The following is a 17193-nucleotide window of genomic DNA, read 5'->3' as shown; positions in this document are numbered from 1 at the left end:
GGGAGGAAGCGTATAATAGTTGAATGCCGGAGGTGAATGAGCTTGTTGAAGAAAAGTTTGATCGGACTCGGAATTTTACTTGTGCTGATCGTTGCTCTAGCTTTCGCTGCGATCTGGTACGTTAAACCGGCCGAAGAGCTGGACCTCCGCTATAGCCCGGTTCCGTTGGAGGACAGAGCCGTCGACATGGCCAAAAATCTCAGTACGCAGATGTCGCTCTCGGAAGCGGACGTCAACAACATCGCGAAAGCCTATATCGCGGACAATCCTCAGTACGGCGCTAACGTGACGATTACCGGCGCGCGATTTCAATTCGAGAACGGCCGCATAGCTGCGCATTATAATTTGAAAGTGAAAGAACGGATACCGGTCGGCATCATTGTTTATTACCGTGTAAAGTGGAGCGAACCGAATCTGGTTGCCGAGGTGGATGAAGCGAAGTTGAGAAGCCGCACGCTGCCGAATCGTTATTTCGATGATATCGTAATCCCGCTGGGCAATTACGTGCCGAAGCCGCTCCGTATTCAATCCGTGAAGCTGAGCGACGATCAGTTGATCGTGGCCATCAAAAAGCCCACCTTGTCCGACCTCGCTCAATTGTTGAGAAGGGAGCTCGGACTGTAGGCGGGCCGGATGGAGCGGAATGGGATTGTCATGAAGGCTGCAAGTTGCGGTGCAGGAGGAACGTTAGGTTATCGCAGGCTTAACGCAGCCTTGCGAGCAGCGGGCGCAGCGTTCCGATCAATGCAGCGGCCACGGCGGCTTTGAGGAAGTCGCCGATCAGGAAGGGATAGCAGCCGAGCCTCATAGCCTCGCTGAAGGATAATTTCGCTTTGAAGGCCAGCCAAGGTACGCCGCCGACGTATGCAAGCACGACGCTGAACAAGATCAGGCTGATGACCAGAACCGTCATTCCGGCGCGGTTCAGCTTCGTCGTTCGGGCAAACAGCCGGTCGCTGACCAAGCCGATCAGCAGCGCGGACAACGGGAACATCCATATGTAGCCGCCGTTCGAGCCGAAGACGACTCCGAGCCCGCCGCTTCCGCCGAGCAGGGGGAGACCCGCGGCGGTCAGCAGGATGACGATGAAGATGCTCAGGAAGCCGTAGTACGCGCCGAGCAGTCCTCCAGCAAGCATGACGGCGAGCGTCTGCAGCGTAATCGGGACGGCCGTGAGCGGGATTTTGGCGAAGCTGAAGGCGACGAAGAGGGCGGCGAACAGGGCCGTGAAGACGGCGCCTCGAATCCATGAAGCGGAGTCTGTTCGTGCCGAGGCCGAGATCGATGTTTGTTTATTGCCGATTGGGGTAGTTTCCATTGTCAATTCTCCTCTCGAATGTTAACCTTGTTATCTAGCGGTGGTTAACAATTAGCATCTTATCACGGGAGTAAACTTTTGGGAAGAGGGAAATCGGATTGGTTGACAACTTACATAGCGCGCTTATCCTGCAAGGCGTAACGATAGAGAGAAAATTTGAAACAGGCGAGGCCATGCCGCGGCTTGACGGAGTTGATTTCAAGCTGGAGCCTGGTGAATGGGTGAACCTTGTCGGCGTAAACGGCAGCGGAAAGTCTTCATTGGCCCGTCTCTTGGCGGGATTGATGATCGACGGCGTAGAAGGGACATGGGACCGCGGCTTCGCCGGCACGATTCCTTCCCCGTACGTCATGCAGCAGCCGGATGCCCAGCTGTTCGCGGAGACGCCGAGGGAAGAAATCCGTTTCGCGCTCGAGTGGCGCGGACTCCCGACGGAGCTGATCCTGCGGAAATCGGAGGAAATTCTGCTTGATACTGGGTTGCAGCCGATCGGCGATCTGACCTGGGATCAGCTGTCGGGCGGTCAGCGTCAGCTGGCGGCCGTCGCGGCTGCTTCGGCGGCGAAGCTGCCCTTAATCGTATTCGACGAGGCGACCTCGATGCTGGACGAGCAGTCGAGAGGGAGCGTGCGCGGCATTGCGGCAAAGCTGAATCGCGAAGGGACGGCCGTCGTCTGGGTGACGCAGCGGCTGCAAGAGATTGGCGATACGGAAAGAACGGTCGCCATGTCGGAGGGCAGGATCTTCTTCGACGGGAACGGCGGCCAGTTTCTATATGGAATGGAATACCCGCATGCCATTGCTGAAGAGCCTCCGCCATGTTTGGCTTGCGGTTTGCGTTTGCCGTATGCGTCAAGGCTGGCGCTTCAGCTCGGTCGGGAGGGGAAGCTGCAGCCACCTTTTCCGGTAACCGCTGCGGGATGGGAATCCATTCTGACTTCTATTGCCGTTCAAACAATGAACCTCGCGAACGACAGCGCGATAATGTACGAGGACGTCACAGGCGAAACAACGCAGCGATCAAACAACGTCGCCAACGAGTCGCGGGCGAGGCAATGGACGTATCAACCAAGGGCTAAAGCGGACAGCGCGGAGCTCACGATAGCGGGCCTCCGCTTCATTGACGCGGAGGCCGGCCAAGGACCGAACGATCGAGAGGCGGATAATTCTCTCCTTAAGCTGCATGCAGGCGAAATCACGGTCCTGATGGGCGCGAACGGGGCGGGCAAAACGCATTTCATGGAACGTATCGCAGGTCTGCGGCATGCCGAGGGGCTGGCGGTCTACTATGGTGACGAGCCGCTGACAGTACGCAGGCAAATGTCGGTCCGGGGCAAATCCAAGCTGAATAGCAGAGCGCTGCTGGCTTACGCTTATAGCTGCCAGTCGCCGGAAGAGCAACTATTTCTGCGCTCTGTCCGGGAGGAGCTTCGGTACTCATTGCGACCGTATACCTCGATGACGGAGCAGGAGCGCAGCATCCGAATCGAAGAGGCCTTGAACGCGGTCAGCTGGAATTCGAGCTGGCTGGAGCGCGATCCCTATGCGATGAGCGGCGGCGAGCGGAGACGAACGGCCTTGGCCTGTTTGTTCGCGCCGCCGGCCGAGTGGCTGCTGCTGGATGAACCGACGGCCGGCCTAGATGCCGAAGGCCACGAGCTGCTGGCAGTGAAGCTGCGACAGCGAGCGGCAAACGGGCAGGGCATACTGCTTATCTCGCATGAAAGCGACTGGGTCTGCGAGCTGGCGGACCGTTTCCTGCTTCTGCATGCGGACGGCAGCCTTCGCTCCTGCAGCAGAAGCGAGCTTGTATCCCATCCGCATTGGCTGACGGAGGCGGGTATGGACGTACCGGACTGGCTGCGCATCGCGCATCTGTCGATACGCCTCGGGGTCGCGGAGGAGCGTGTATGGGACCCTAGGGAACTTGCGGGAGCGTTTGCGGACAGTATGGCGGCGGTACCGCGTTCGTTGGAACGGAAGGCAAGGTTTGCCGTTGCGGCCGCTGACGCACCCGTTGTTGCTTCCGCAACGGCATACACCTCTGCCTCCGCAATTGCATCCGCCACAGGCAGCCGACAATCGGCGGAGCCGGAGCCTCTAGTGGCCGTGGCTTCTAGCCCGGCAGCTACACCTGCCGTTACTCCTGCCGTAGCTTCTAGCCCGGTAGCTACACCTGCCGACGCTCGTGCCGTTGCACCTGCCGTGGCAGCTACACCTGCACGAAAACCCTTCACTAAGAGAACGACTGCGGCAAAACCGTCGCCGATCGCGGCTTTCGACGCGCGGGCGGCCTGGCTTGCCTACATCGTGCTCTCTCTGTTCATTCTTCAATTGACGGATTGGCGGAGCATAGCGCTCTCGATTATTCTCGTCGCCGGAGCGATCTATTGGGGACGGATTCCGCTCCGGCGATGGAGCGGTGCGATCAAGACGATTACGGCTTTCACGATCATCGTTTCATTGTTCGCCGGCATCCATTGGCGGCTGAGCGGAGACTTTTGGGACGGCCAAGCAGCCATGAACTCCTTGAAATCGCTCATCAGGCCATGGATTGTCATGCTGCTGGGCTTCGGCTTGCCGATCGCGGTAACGCCGCTTCGGCTGCGCCGCTCGCTGGAGCAGCTCTTCGTCAGATTCGGCCGCGTGCCGTCGTGGGCAACGAGGCTGCTGCTGACGATCACGCTGCTGCTTCGGTTCGTGCCCGTGCTGCTGGCGGAATGGGAACGTTTCTCCCGCATTGCCGCTGCGCGCGGCAAGAAAGCAACGAGCAGCTGGCGGAATGCCGCCTCCAAAATCCGGGAAACGGCCCTTCCGTTCATGCTGTCGCTGTTCCGGCTTGGCGATCAAGTCACGGACGCGCTCGAGAGTCGCGGCGTTGGATCTCGGAAACATAGAGCCGTGCTTGTTACCGAGTTTTGGAAGCTGCGAGACACGTTTCTTATCCTTGCTTGCGTCGCCGCCGGACTGCTGCTCCAGGCGCTCGAGTAGGTTTTTCGTCCAAAATGGGCTATGATAGTACATGATTGAGGAAAGGAGCGTAGAAGGAACATGACGCAGCCGCTGCATCCACAGCTTGACCGCACTTATATGATTGCATTTCTGGAACGCCTGTTGGCGACGCCAAGTCCGAGCGGCTATTGCTCGGCGATCATGAAGCTCATCCAGGAAGAAGCCGCCAAGCTCGGCCATGTCCTCGAGCTGACGCCAAAGGGTAACGGCATGATTACGATTCCAGGATCTAATCCGGATCCCGGCGACGTGATCGCGCTGACGGCGCATGTCGACACGCTCGGCGCTATGGTACGCTCCGTCAAGTCCTCCGGCACGCTTCGGTTTACGCCCGTCGGCGGCTATGCCATGCATACGGTAGAGAGCGAATATTGCCTCGTTCATACGCGCGACGGCCGGACCTATGAAGGCACGGTGCTGACCACGAAGCCTTCCGTCCATGTCTACTCCGATGCCCGCGACTTCAAGCGCGAAGAAGCCAATATGGAGATTCGCATCGACGAGCCGGTGAAGACCAAGGACGACGTGCTGAAGCTCGGCATCGGCGTAGGCGACTATGTTTCGTGGGATCCCCGCACAAGGGTACTTCCGAACGGCTTGATCAAATCGCGCCATCTCGACGATAAGGCGAGCGTCGCCGCGTTATTTACGCTGCTGGAATGGATGAAGCGTGAAGGCAGAACGCCGGAACGCACGGTGAAAATCATCATTTCGACCTACGAAGAAGTCGGTCACGGCAGCTCCTTCATCCCTGCGGACATTACGGAAATGATCGCCGTCGACATGGGCGCGATCGGCGATGATCTCCAGACGACGGAATACGATGTCTCCATCTGCGCCAAAGACTCTTCCGGTCCTTACGATTACGACATGACCTCGGCGCTCATCACGCTCGCGAAGCGCGAGGGCATTCCGCATGCGGTCGATATCTACCCGCACTACGGATCGGACGCCTCTGCCGCGCTTCGGGGCGGCAGCAATATCCGGGCGGCTCTGATCGGCCCCGGCGTACATGCGTCCCATAGCATGGAGCGCACGCATGCCGATGCCGTTGCCAATACGGCGGCGCTGCTGGCAGCCTACCTGTTCGAGGACCGTTCCTGAGACTTGCTGGAAAAATTACAAGTGGACAAGTGCAAAACAGACATTATATGATAAATAGTGGGTGATTCGACATGACGACAGAGAATAACGTATCCAATTCCAATGATACGCAGGAACAAGGAAATGTCTCGGAAGCCGAATTCCGGCAGGTTGTTCAAGCGCTGCACGAGAATGGCTTGAAGGCGCTCCGTTTCAAGTTCGAAGACGAGCAAGTGGATGGACAAGTGTTGAACCACGAGGTTTATGGACCGATTTTCACTTTCAAAGTAGAAACGAAAGACGGCGGCAAATACGCCACGGGCTTCTTCATGCGCGAGCTGCTGCATACGTTCCAAACCAATGAAGATCCCGCGCTGTGGATGTCTTCGTTCTTCTTCGACCTGATGGACGGCAACGAAGGCGCGGACAAGCTGCTGCCTAAGCCTCCGCAGTCGGAAGACGAAGCGAAGGCGTTGATCGATAACGTCATCGTGCCTTATTGCGCCCAGACGGTCCGCAATGAATTCCCGAACGAGCAAGTGTACGTCGATCTGGATCTTCACGAAGAGCATGGACCCGTTCTCGAAGCGGGCTTTACGTCCATTACGGACGGCAACAACATTTGCGCGCTGCCATTGCATGTGCTGATCGCGCATTTCCTGCTGAACCGCGACCCTGCCGATCCGATGGTGCAAGGGTTGTACAAGATTCGCCAGGAGCACGGTCTGGAATAGGCGACTGCGTCTTTACTTCCAAGCAGTCAAACAAAAAGCGGATAACGAAAAAAAGCCTGAGCAATCAGGCTTTTTTCGTTGTCCGCTTTTTCGCGCACGTATTGACTCCATCAATGTCGTAATTATTCAATCACAACTGCTGGCAGAGGATCGGCCGGAATAGCCGCAGTCTGTTTCTCCGCGCGCATGTACATGATCAGGCCTGCAATGATGAACATGCCTCCGATCAGCTGGAAGCCCGTAACCATCTCGCGAAACAGGAACATGCCAAGGATGCTGGCGCCCACCGGCTCCGCAAGCACCGTCATCGAGATCGTAGTCGGTTTCACGTATTTCAGCAGCCAATTGAAGATCATGTGGCCGAACACCGTCGGCACGATGGCAAGCAGCGCGAACACGAGCCATTCCTTGTCGGGATAACCCGTCATCGGGATGCCCCTGACGACGTTATACACGAAGAAGCAGGCTGCCGTAACGCCGAAGACGATGAAGCTGTAGAGAAACGAGGATACGCGGCGCATGATTTGCTTGGCAATGAGCATGTTGACGGCCACGGCGAGCGCGCCGAGAAACGACAGCGTATCGCCGAAGAAGGCGCGCTGCGACAAGCCGATATCGCCTGAGCCGATGCCGACAGCGCCGACGAGCGCGGTCAGCATGCCGACGATGGCCCATCTGCCTGGCCGGTCCTTAAACAGGAAGTAGGCGCCAACCATGACGAATACCGGTTCAAGCGCTAGCAGTATCGTGGAGCTGGCGATGGAGGTATACGTCAGCGATGCCATCCAGAGCAGGAAATGAAGGGCGAGAAAAAAGCCGGCTGCCAGAAGCAACAACCAGTCTTTCCGGCTGATCGTATGTAATTCCCGCAGCTGTTTGCCTCCGAAGGGCAGCATGATCAGGAACGTGAAGAGCAGGCGGTACATGCCCTGCACGGATACGGGCGCGTCGGAAGAGCGGACGAGAATGGGAGCGAAGGAGATCGCCAGCATCCCGATCAGGAGCGGGATGGCGGGAGATAAGGGCGGTTTGGCTGACCCGGATGATGCTTGCACGATGAAGTTCCTTTCTGCAATGGGCTTATAATAGAAGTACAGCATCCCTCATTATGCACGTCCGGGCTTGTCCAGGCAAGAGAGAGGCGCTATTTGGCAGAGCGCCGCCCATAACTTCTCGCATACGCCATCATTCGTCTATACGTCGGCGGATCGACGATCGCAAGCGGGTGAAACTGCGGATGGTTGGAGTTGACCTCCAAAATCCAGATTCCGCCGCTGCGGTCGTAGGCAAAATCGATGCCGATCTCATGCATGCCGGACTGCTTGCTTGCCAGCCAATTCGCCGTGCGAACCGAAATCCGTTTCAGCTTGCCGTATTTGCGGTTGCTGGCGGCAACCGTCAAGCCTTCGGCGCGGTGCAGCCGGCGCATGGTCCATAAGCGGCCGCCCTGGCTGTAGTTGGTGACGATTTTGCCTTTTCTGGCGATTCGGGCGAACGAACCGGTAAATGTCCATTTGCCGCGCGGCTTGCGTTGCACCATCATGCGAATGTCGTACGGCCTTCCGGACACGGCAGCGAGCGCGATCGCTTTTTGGACGATCATTGGCCCTTTGCCGACGCGCTTCAAATGGCTGTAGAGCGAACCCGTCGAAGCGAAAAGTCTCGTGTATTGCTTACGTCCTTTTATCTCAGCCAGCCTGTAACCGCCTTTTACGGCCGTCGCTTTACAGACGCCGATGCCAAGCGAGCCGACATCGGGCTTGATATATACGCTTCGATAAGAAGCAAGCATTGACGATAAATTCGCAGGGGAAAGCAGCATGGTTCGAGGAACGTAACGTTTCAACCCGGCGTTCGAGGCAAGCATGACGCAGACGCGTTTCTTGCTTCGAATCGCCGAGCTCTTGTAGGATTTCTTGGCCATGGCGAATCACCTCCATGTACCCTATGTCCCGGGCGGCGGCGCGAACTGTGCCTTTGGGCAATTTTTTCGTCATAATGTTGTCATTTGTAGCCGGGCAAGAAAACTGTTATGATTTTTCTGAAAAGATGGCGGTTCCGAATGATGGGTCTGCCGAAGGAGAGACTGACAGATGGGCGTTCCGACAGGGGTTTGGGTCTCGGCGGCAATCATCGCGGTGATTGTCACGTGGATGACGATTTGGGTGACCAATAAAGCGTATTCCCGGAGATGGGAAGACCACGGCATGAAGAAGGACAAGAACGATTCCTCGAAGTAGGTCGGTTGACATGAAACCGATCGGTGTCCTATACTGAAAAGCGAAACCAAAAGGGTTCGCTTTTTTGTTCGTATATACGATCTCCGAACGCAATCATTAGCTATCAGAGGAGCTGCATGGAAGATGGAAACGAAGAACACGCTGCCGCCAATCGAGCAGACGCAAGTCTTTAACGCACCGATCGAGAAGGTATGGGCCGCGATTTCGACTTCCGAGGGGCTCAGCGCCTGGTTCATGCCGAATAACTTCGAACCCGTTGTCGGCCGGGAATTCAACATTGATGCAGGAGCATTTGGCATCCAGCCCTGCGTCGTTACGGAAATCGAAGCGCCGAAGCGCATCTCGTTCGAGTGGGGCAAGGAGTGGACGATTACGATTTTGCTTGAGGATCAAGGCGATAACCGGACGCAATGCACGCTGATCCATGCGGGCTGGCGCGCGGACGGCATGACGGAATTCAATATGCCGCACAGCGTCGTGCGCGATACGATGGGCAAGGGCTGGGTCGGCATCGTTGCCAAGCTCGGCTCGTACGTCGAGGCCTGACATGGCGGCGCTGCCGTCTGGCAAGCACGACGTCTTCCAAGCGATCGCGGACCCGACGCGCCGCGAGGTTTTGAAGCTGCTGGTCGACCGGGAGATGCCCGTGAACGCCATTACCGGCCACTTCACGATGACGAGAACCGCGGTATCCAAGCATTTGCGCATCCTGTCGGAGGCCGGGCTCGTCACCGAGCGGAAGGTTGGGCGCGAGACCCGTTATCGGCTGGAGCCCCAGCCCCTTCAAGAGCTGCGCAATTGGCTTCAATATTACGAGCGCTATTGGGAGAATAAATTGTCCGCCTTGCAGCGCTTGGTGGAATCGGACGGCAAGCCGGAGGACGAATAGCGCATGGCAGGACGCCAAACCCGCGGTTTATAATCGCGGGTTTTTCTGTTACGCTTTATACATGAGAGGAGAGATTATCCATGTCATTATTATCCGCCGCGATTCAATACATCGGACAAGTCGGCGTCATTATTCGCCGCAACGGCTTTAAGCTTGCCGTCGATCCCTACTTAACGTACTCCGTCGATCGTTTGACGGGACCGCCTGAAGGTTTCTGGACGCGCAATTACGCGCCGCCGGTCGACGCCGAAGCATTGACAGACCTGAATTTGGTCCTTATCACGCACGAGCATTTGGACCACTTGGACCCGGAGACGCTGCTGCGGATCGCGGATGCTTCGCCGTCCTGCAAGTTCGCCGGACCCGGCGTCTGCGCGGTGATTTTGAAGGAAATCGGCATCGCGGAGGAGCGCGTGGAGACGCTTCAGTTCGGACAAGCCCATGAATGCGAAGGCGGTCTTACGATACATCCGATTCCGGCGTGGCATGAGACGCGGATGACTGATGACCAAGGCAGGGACCGTTTCCTAGGCTATATGCTGGAGTGGGATGGAATTACGATCTATCATGCCGGCGATACGCTCGTCCAGGAGGAATTGATCGCGATTCTGAAACAATACCGGATCGATGTCGGCATGCTCCCGATCAACGGCAGGGACATTTTCCGTCATCGCCTTGGCATCGACGGCAATATGAACGCGCGCGAGGCGGCGGCATTGGCTGCCGATACGGAGATGGGAGTCGTCGTTCCGCTGCATTTCGATCTCTATCCTAATAATAGCGAAGGCATTGCCGGCTTCGTCAGCGAACTGTACGATCGGTATCGCGGACAGCGCTATCATATATTCCAACCGGGCGAAATTTGGGTCTACGTCAAAACGGACGAGATTTAGGAAGTTGTCCGGTTCTTTCCAGCCATCTTCGGAAATGCTAGGCCAATAAGGAGGGCGGTCGCATGGGCATCCTTGCGTTCTCGAATCTGACCAAAACGCTGCCCGGCGGCAGAACCTTGTTCTCGTCTATTTCCGCAGCGATCGACGAGCCGGAATCCGTCGCGCTCCTCGCGCCTTCGGGACATGGCAAGAGCACGCTGCTCCGCATTCTGGCGCTCCTGGATACGCCGAGCAGCGGGGAGGTGCTGCTGGAGGACGACGCTTCAAGCAGATGGCATCCGCAGGCTTGGCGCAAGAAGGCGTCTTACGTCGCCCAGCAATCCGTCATGCTGCCCGGCACGGTCGCGGACAACCTGCAGACGTTCAGTCGGCTGCACGAGACGGCGTTCGACGAACCCGAGGCCGCGAGGTTAATGGATGCGGCGGGTTTATCGTCGATCGACTGGTCGAAGGACGCGGAGACGCTCTCGGGAGGAGAGAAGCAGCGCATTGCGCTCGTTCGCTCGCTGTTAGCGAAGCCGTCCATTCTGCTGTTGGACGAGGTAACGTCCTCTCTTGATCAGCACAGCAAGGAAGCGGTGGAGAAGCTGCTGCTTACGATTAGCGAGGATGCCAAGTCGGCGCTCGTATGGGTGACGCATGATATGGAACAGGCTCGGCGCGTAAGTACGCGCACCTGGTTCATTGCGGACGGGGCATTCTCGGATTGCGCGACGGAAACCTTCTTTCGCCATGCTCCGTCGGAAGCGGCGAAGCGGTTTCTTCAGCGCCAGGCATCGGAGGCGGCTCTATAATGTCACTTACGGCGGTCGCGTTTACGCTGCTCTTCGTCGGCATTACGGTGTTCGTCTCGATGCGCCAGAAGCTTGGGCTGGAGCGCGACATCATCATAGGCACGATTCGCGCCGCCGTGCAGCTGCTGGCCGTCGGACTCGTGCTGCAGGCGATATTTCGGACGGATCATCTTGCGGTGCTGCTGCCGATTATCGCTGCCATGATCGCGGTCGCATCCTGGCATGCGGCCGGCCGCGGGAAGGGCTTGCACGGCATCGCGTGGCGGATCGGCATTGCCATTGCCGCTACGGAGGCGATGATTATGCTGCTGCTGCTTGGCTTACAAATTATCGAGAGCACGCCGCAATACATAATCTCGATCAGCGGGATGACGATCGGCAACGCGATGGTCGTCGCAGGGCTATTCTTGAATCAAATGAAGCGCGACGTCGAGTCGTCGCGCGGGGAGATCGAGACGCTCCTCGCGCTTGGCGCAAGCGTGAGGCAGGCGATCCAGCTCTGCATGAAGCGATCGGTCAAAGCAAGCCTGATCCCGACGATCGACGGCATGAAGACGGTCGGCATCGTTCAATTGCCCGGCATGATGACGGGCATGATTATTGCGGGTGCGGATCCGCTTCAGGCGGTACGCTATCAGATCTTGATTGTATTTGCCTTTACGTCCTCGGCAGCCGTTACGAGCATTATTCTCAGTCTGCTCAGCTATAGGTTATGGTTCACGGAAGCGATGCAGCTGCGTCGTTTGGGTAAAGAGTAGCAGCGCGAGGCAGGCATTGCCTGTCCGCGCCATTCGAAGGGAGAGAGTTGAACATGAAATATCGTAGACTAGGACGGACGGGACTTGAGGTTTCCGTCATCGGCGTAGGCACTTGGCAGTTCGGAGGCGAGTGGGGACAGCAATTCACGCAGGACGAAGCAGACGCGATTCTTGACCGGGCAGCCGAGCTCGGCATTAATCTGATCGATACCGCGGAATGCTATGGCGACCATTTGTCCGAATCGCTGATCGGCGATTACTTGTCCCGTCGCAAGCGCGAGGATTGGATCGTAGCCACGAAGTTCGGCCATCACTTTCATGAACGGTTCACGCGTACCGACAGCTTCTCGGCCGGCGATGTCGTGAAGCAGCTGGATGCTTCCCTTCGGGCGCTCAAGACGGACTACGTCGATCTGTATCAATTCCATTCGGGTCCCGATGCGGTATTCGACAACGAGGAGCTATGGTCCGTGTTGAACGAACAGGTCCAAGCCGGCAAAGTCAGGCACTTGGGCACGTCCATCGGCAGCAATGCCAACGTCCATCAAGTAGACGCGTCGTCCAAGGTCGGCTCCGAGGTCATTCAGGTCGTCTACAACCGGCTCGATCAAGTTCCTGAATCGGACGTATTCCCGTCCTGCATCCGTCAGGACTTGGGCGTACTGGCCCGCGTCCCGCTCGCAAGCGGTTATCTGAGCGGCAAATATAAACCGGATGCCGTCTTCGATCAGACCGACGTCCGCCACCGTCATGACCGCGAAAGCACGGTACAGAAGCTGAAGGAAGTACAGCGCATCGCGGCAGAAGAAGTGCCGGCCGGCGTAGACATGGCTGCCTGGGCATTGGCATGGTGCTTGAAGCACCCGGCGGTGACGGCCGTCATTCCGGGCTGCAAGAGTCCTGCGCAGGTGAGCTCTAATGCGAGCGTCACGTCGCTAATTACAGAACCGCATCCGCAGGATGTGCAGCGGTAACATAGAGGCAGCGCGTAAGAACGCAGAAGAAGCCTTGAGCCGAGCTCAAGGCTTTTTTGCGGTTACCCGCGACGATGCGCCTTTGCCGCAATACTCCCACAAAATAATAATTGCTGTCCTGTCGTTTCTAGTGGTACGTTTATAGAATCTAAACCTTTCACAAGCGACGCAGGAGGTCGACAACGATTCATGACGGTTCTTACACGGTTTCGTTTGCTTGCTATGCTGCTCATCCTGGTACTCTTGACAGCTGCCGGTCCGGTCTACGCGGACACGCAGGACCAGACGATGACACCGCCTGATTTGGCTTCCGATTCGGCGATTCTGATCGACGCGAAGACGGGAACGGTGCTCTACGCGCGCAATGCGGAGAAAGAGCAATTTCCGGCCAGTATCACGAAGATTATTACCGGCATTATCGCCATTGAGAGCGGTCTGGATCTGAACAGCATCGTTACGACGTCCAAGGAAGCGCGGAACGAGATCGGAACGCGCATTTATTTGGAAGAGGGCGAGCAGCAGACGCTGATCAACCTTATATATGGCATGCTGTTGAACTCCGGCAACGATGCAGCCACTGCAATCGCCGAATTCATCGATGGCTCCAAGGCGGCGTTCGCTGAACGGATGAACCGGTTCGTAGAAGAGAAAGCCGGTGCGACGCACACGCATTTCATGAATCCGAGCGGCTTGCCGGATGCGGCGCAATATACGACGGCGCTCGATATGGCCAAGATCTCTAGGTACGCCATGCATAACGACCTGTTCAGAACGATCGTCGGCACGAAGAAGATGGCCTGGGACGGATTAACGTGGAAGACGACGCTGATTAACCATAATGAAATGCTTGGCAATTATGAAGGCGTAACGGGCATCAAGAACGGCTATACCGGCGATTCGGGCTTTACGCTCGTCACCTCGGCGAAGCGGGACGGTCTGGAGATGATCGGCGTGCTGCTTAAATCCCCGACCAAATCCGCACTCTATAAGGACATGACGAAGCTGCTCGATTACGGATTTCAGCATTTTGACATGCAGCAGGTGTCGCTCTCGAATTCGGCGTACCCACTGGCAAGCGACGGGGCTGCTCCATTCTCGCCGAAGGAGCCGCTGCTCGCCGTCGTGCCGAAGGGCGAGACGCCGATCATTACCGTCTCCGCGGCAGGCGAGGTGTTGGTCCAAACCTCGCTTGGCATTGAAACCGCCGGACAATTGCAGCCGGTATCGCCGAGTCTAAGCGGCATCGCGAAGCGCTACCCGGAATTTTCGGCATCGGTACAGCGAGCGGTAACCGCGGGCACGAGCACCGGCACTGCCGAACCGTCCATGGGTAATAAAATCCGGATTTTCTTCGTATGGATCGGGCTGCTGCTGTACTTATTCCTGTTCGCCGCCGTTCGCGCCAAGCGCCGGAGACTGGAGCGGGGACGCAGCTATTAGCACCCGCGATTTTCGTAAATCAAAGAGGTAATTCACTGGCCGGCGGCGTATATATATCATGTAACCGTATCCAAAACGAGGAGATGGAAACGATGAAGCTTTCGGTAGAACAGACGGCTGCACAGTGGTACATCAGGGAATTGGAATTGTCGGACGGCGATCATTTGCGCATTTTCGTTAGACTTGGCGGCAGCGGCAGCGTTCAACCCGGTTACTCGCTCGGCATCATGAAGGATATCCCCCGGAACCCGGGCCTGAAGGACGTCGTGGAAGGCATCACGTTCTATATGGAAGCGGACAATTTGTGGTTTTTGGATAACAAGGAATTGCTCATCCGGTTTAATGCGGCAGAAGACGATATCTCGATGGATGTTGAATGATCGAACCCGATACGCGGAAACGGAGCGAAGCGCTTGCGATTGTATCATTTCAGTGAAGATCCGAATATCCGCACGTTCCGGCCGCGGCAGCTGCCTTATAGGCTTCATGAGCCGGCAATGGTATGGGCGATCGACGAATGGCATGCCTATCATTACTACTTCCCGAGGGACTGCCCTCGGGTTTGTTTTTGGGCAAAACAAGAGACGAGCGCTTCCGACAGCGAACGTTTCTTCGGCTTCTCGAGCACGGACCGAATCGTTGCCGTCGAGAGCGGCTGGTTGGACCGCATCCGCGAAACCGCCCTATACAGGTACGAGTTCGACATCGAGCCGTTCGAGCCGTATGCGCTGGATGCAGGGTACTATATCAGCAGAGAAGAAGCAGCGCCTGTCGGAATCGAGCGCATCGACGATTGTCTTGGGGGATTGGCAGAGGCCGGCATAGAGGTCCGGGTTACGCCGTCTCTGCAGCTGCTTCGGGCTGCAATCCCATCTTCGACGGTGCAATTCTCGATGATCCGCATGTCCAACGCCAGAACTTTAGAATAGCTTATCCCGCGGCTTGTCGCTGCTTGTACCCGGCTTGCCCCCCGCGGGCATTCCCGACTATAATGAGTCCATGAAGTCGGCAAGGACGTGAGGCAAGGATGGATTTCAAGAAATACAAAACTTTTCAGGTCGTCGCGGACACGCTGAATTATACGCGAGCCGCCGATCTGCTCGGTTATTCCCAACCGACGATTACGCTGCAGCTCCAGTCGCTCGAGAGCGAGCTGGGCGTCGCGCTGCTGGGACGGAGCGGGAAGCGAACCTACCTGACTCCCGCGGGCAAGCTCGTCAAGCAATACGTGGATAAGACGCTCGCGCTCATGGAAGAGATGGAGGCCGAGCTGCGCAAGCTCGAGAACCCGCATGGCCTGCTGACCGTAGCGGCGCCAGAATTCTACTGCACGCAGTACCTATCGCTCATTCTTCATTCGTATATAGCCGAGAATCCGAGCGTCAAGCTGCAGTTATTCTCCTGCGACAGCAACGATGCGATGCGGAAAGTGTCCGCGAACGAAGCGGATCTGGCCATCATCGCCGGGCCGTGCGATTCTCCGCAGATGGAGACCATACCGCTCGGCAAAGAAGATCTCGTCCTTGTCACGACAAGCGAGCTGCTGGCGCAGCATGAGCTGGCAGAGCTCCTGGAAGCCTATCCGTTTATCACGTATAAATCGGGGTCCAACATTCAACGGCTCGTCAACGAATGCCTCAAGGAATACGGCATTGCGCCGGACAAATACATCGAATGCGTCTCCGACGAGACGATCAAGCGAACGGTGATGTATCATACCGGCATCGCGCTGCTCGGAGCTGCCCTGGTCGAAGACGAACTCCGCAAGGGAACGTTGGCCGAGATCCATCGCTTTCCGGGCAAAATCGAAACGAACATGGTGATTTTGCGGAAACGAGCCGCGGAGCAGAACATCCATTCCTTCGCGGCTATCGTCAAGCGAATTTGGAAGGAATGGGATTGATTGGCATCCCTTCGGCGACATGCAGCGCAGTAAACCCCCGGCAGCTTCGGCAGCTGGGGGCTTCTTCGCGTTCGAGCATGCGATGGGCGAGGAAAAAAGCGGTAACATTGGTTTTCTTAATCGTAACGATTGGATAATTCAATTTTTTCAATAAAAAACGCTATGCTACAATAAGGATAACGGAAAGTCTAGGAAGAGGTGCAGCTTATGGATGCGGTGAAGAACAAGAACATCACGATAATCGGCGTACCGCTTCATTATGGCGCAGACCGGAAGGGCGTTGATCTGGGTCCCGATGCGATTCGGGGCGCGAACCTGCATGAACGGTTACACGCGCTTGGCTATTCGCTTGAGGATTTGGGCGATTTGAACGTACAGAGGAGCCTGCCGCCGGCCGTTCAAGGCGAGAAGTTGAAGTATCTGGGCGAAATCGCAAGAGTGAACCAAGAGCTGTGCGATACGGTCAGCGCGGAAATGGGCAAAGGCAGATTTCCGCTCGTCTTAGGAGGCGACCATAGCATTGCGATCGGCACGATCAAGGGCGTCCTGCAGCGAGTAAAGCGGCTGGGCGTTATTTGGTTTGATGCGCATAGCGACGTCAACACGCACCTGACTACAGGCTCGGGCAATATTCACGGAATGTCGCTTGCGGCGGCGCTTGGCTACGGCCATCCGGATCTGACCTCCATCGGCGGGGCGGATGTTAAGCTGCAGCCCGAGAATGTCGTCATTATCGGCGCGCGGTCGATCGATCCCGGCGAGCGCGAGTTTCTTAAAGCAAAGGGAATCAAAGTATTCACGATGCACGATATCGACCGGTTCGGGATGAAGCAGGTCATGGAAGAGGCGATGGACATCGTGTCGAACGGCACGGACGGCGTCCATTTGAGTCTGGATCTCGACGGCATGGATCCGTGGGATGCGCCGGGCGTAGGCACGCCGGTATCCGGAGGCATGTCGTACCGGGAGAGCCATTTCGCGATGGAGCTGCTGTTTGAACGGAATTTGCTCGTGTCCGCCGAATTCGTCGAAGTGAATCCGATGCTCGATCAGCATAATAAAACGGCTGTCGCGGCCGTGGAATTGATAGGCTCGGCGTTCGGAGAGCGGATTCTGTAGGCGGCATGCCGGTTTGACGATAGACAACGAGGATGAT

Annotated in this window: 19 protein-coding genes; 16 read left to right on the top strand and 3 right to left on the bottom strand. The window is 57.0% G+C overall.

The features are described 5' to 3' along the window. Positions 1–42: 42 nt before the first annotated feature. On the top strand, positions 43–624 hold the full coding sequence (locus AC0YNU_RS01300; RefSeq protein ID WP_475752511.1) for a hypothetical protein: 582 nt from the start codon (positions 43–45) through the stop codon (positions 622–624). A gap of 79 nt (positions 625–703) precedes the next feature. Here AC0YNU_RS01300 and AC0YNU_RS01295 read toward each other — a convergent pair whose 3' ends face one another. Beyond that, on the bottom strand, positions 704–1318 hold the full coding sequence (locus AC0YNU_RS01295; protein WP_475752510.1) for a biotin transporter BioY: 615 nt from the start codon (positions 1316–1318) through the stop codon (positions 704–706). Positions 1319–1416: 98 nt separating this feature from the next. On the opposite strand from AC0YNU_RS01295, the gene AC0YNU_RS01290 reads away from it, so the two are divergent. The 3 genes from AC0YNU_RS01290 to AC0YNU_RS01280 all read left to right on the top strand — a co-directional run bounded on the left by AC0YNU_RS01290 (position 1417) and on the right by AC0YNU_RS01280 (position 6146). Further along, the gene (locus tag AC0YNU_RS01290) at positions 1417–4308 is read left to right on the top strand and encodes an ATP-binding cassette domain-containing protein (RefSeq protein ID WP_475752509.1); all 2892 of its coding nucleotides are present in this window, start codon (positions 1417–1419) and stop codon (positions 4306–4308) included. A 60-nt stretch (positions 4309–4368) separates the two neighbouring features. Next, complete coding sequence (locus tag AC0YNU_RS01285; protein WP_475752508.1) at positions 4369–5433, top strand: M42 family metallopeptidase; 1065 nt, start codon at positions 4369–4371, stop codon at positions 5431–5433. Positions 5434–5504: 71 nt separating this feature from the next. Next, entirely contained in the window at positions 5505–6146 is a 642-nt protein-coding gene (locus AC0YNU_RS01280; protein ID WP_475752507.1) for a hypothetical protein, read from the top strand. Between the two features lie 122 nt (positions 6147–6268). Here AC0YNU_RS01280 and AC0YNU_RS01275 read toward each other — a convergent pair whose 3' ends face one another. Next, complete coding sequence (locus tag AC0YNU_RS01275) at positions 6269–7201, bottom strand: DMT family transporter (RefSeq protein WP_475752506.1); 933 nt, start codon at positions 7199–7201, stop codon at positions 6269–6271. An 89-nt stretch (positions 7202–7290) separates the two neighbouring features. Then, a complete protein-coding gene (locus tag AC0YNU_RS01270; RefSeq protein ID WP_475752505.1) occupies positions 7291–8070 on the bottom strand; it encodes a YheC/YheD family protein in 780 nt (259 codons plus the stop codon). A 169-nt stretch (positions 8071–8239) separates the two neighbouring features. Here AC0YNU_RS01270 and AC0YNU_RS01265 point away from each other — a divergent pair, with 169 nt between their 5' ends. The 12 genes from AC0YNU_RS01265 to rocF all read left to right on the top strand — a co-directional run bounded on the left by AC0YNU_RS01265 (position 8240) and on the right by rocF (position 17156). Beyond that, entirely contained in the window at positions 8240–8386 is a 147-nt protein-coding gene (locus AC0YNU_RS01265; protein ID WP_170312125.1) for a hypothetical protein, read from the top strand. A gap of 123 nt (positions 8387–8509) precedes the next feature. Next, on the top strand, positions 8510–8932 hold the full coding sequence (locus AC0YNU_RS01260) for an SRPBCC family protein (protein ID WP_475752504.1): 423 nt from the start codon (positions 8510–8512) through the stop codon (positions 8930–8932). Between the two features lies 1 nt (position 8933). Then, positions 8934–9275: an ArsR/SmtB family transcription factor gene (locus AC0YNU_RS01255; protein ID WP_475752503.1), complete on the top strand. Its 342-nt coding sequence runs from the start codon at positions 8934–8936 to the stop codon at positions 9273–9275. An 80-nt stretch (positions 9276–9355) separates the two neighbouring features. Further along, positions 9356–10168, top strand: a complete 813-nt coding sequence (locus AC0YNU_RS01250) for an MBL fold metallo-hydrolase (RefSeq protein WP_475752502.1) — start codon at positions 9356–9358, stop codon at positions 10166–10168. A gap of 62 nt (positions 10169–10230) precedes the next feature. Continuing rightward, positions 10231–10962, top strand: a complete 732-nt coding sequence (locus AC0YNU_RS01245; protein WP_475752501.1) for an ABC transporter ATP-binding protein — start codon at positions 10231–10233, stop codon at positions 10960–10962. Continuing rightward, the gene (locus AC0YNU_RS01240) at positions 10962–11720 is read left to right on the top strand and encodes an ABC transporter permease (protein ID WP_475752500.1); all 759 of its coding nucleotides are present in this window, start codon (positions 10962–10964) and stop codon (positions 11718–11720) included. Before AC0YNU_RS01245 ends, AC0YNU_RS01240 begins: the two co-directional genes overlap by 1 nt. A 53-nt stretch (positions 11721–11773) precedes the next feature. Continuing rightward, a complete protein-coding gene (locus AC0YNU_RS01235) occupies positions 11774–12694 on the top strand; it encodes an aldo/keto reductase (protein ID WP_475752499.1) in 921 nt (306 codons plus the stop codon). 189 nt (positions 12695–12883) lie between these two features. Further along, positions 12884–14134, top strand: a complete 1251-nt coding sequence (locus AC0YNU_RS01230) for a D-alanyl-D-alanine carboxypeptidase family protein (RefSeq protein ID WP_475752498.1) — start codon at positions 12884–12886, stop codon at positions 14132–14134. A 92-nt stretch (positions 14135–14226) separates the two neighbouring features. Continuing rightward, positions 14227–14514 (top strand): HesB/YadR/YfhF family protein, encoded by a 288-nt coding sequence (locus tag AC0YNU_RS01225; RefSeq protein WP_475752497.1) that lies wholly within the window; start codon positions 14227–14229, stop codon positions 14512–14514. A 33-nt stretch (positions 14515–14547) separates the two neighbouring features. Continuing rightward, positions 14548–15063, top strand: coding sequence for a DUF6886 family protein (locus AC0YNU_RS01220; protein ID WP_475752496.1), 516 nt, complete (start codon positions 14548–14550; stop codon positions 15061–15063). Positions 15064–15161: 98 nt separating this feature from the next. Further along, a complete protein-coding gene (locus AC0YNU_RS01215) occupies positions 15162–16037 on the top strand; it encodes a LysR family transcriptional regulator (RefSeq protein WP_475752495.1) in 876 nt (291 codons plus the stop codon). Positions 16038–16244: 207 nt separating this feature from the next. Then, positions 16245–17156: an arginase gene (gene rocF, locus AC0YNU_RS01210; protein WP_475752494.1), complete on the top strand. Its 912-nt coding sequence runs from the start codon at positions 16245–16247 to the stop codon at positions 17154–17156. Positions 17157–17193 lie beyond the last annotated feature (37 nt).

The sequence above is a fragment of the Paenibacillus sp. J31P316 genome (assembly GCF_056269105.1).
The sequence above is the reverse complement of the archived record's forward strand: the minus strand, read 5'-3'. Positions and strand labels throughout refer to the sequence as shown.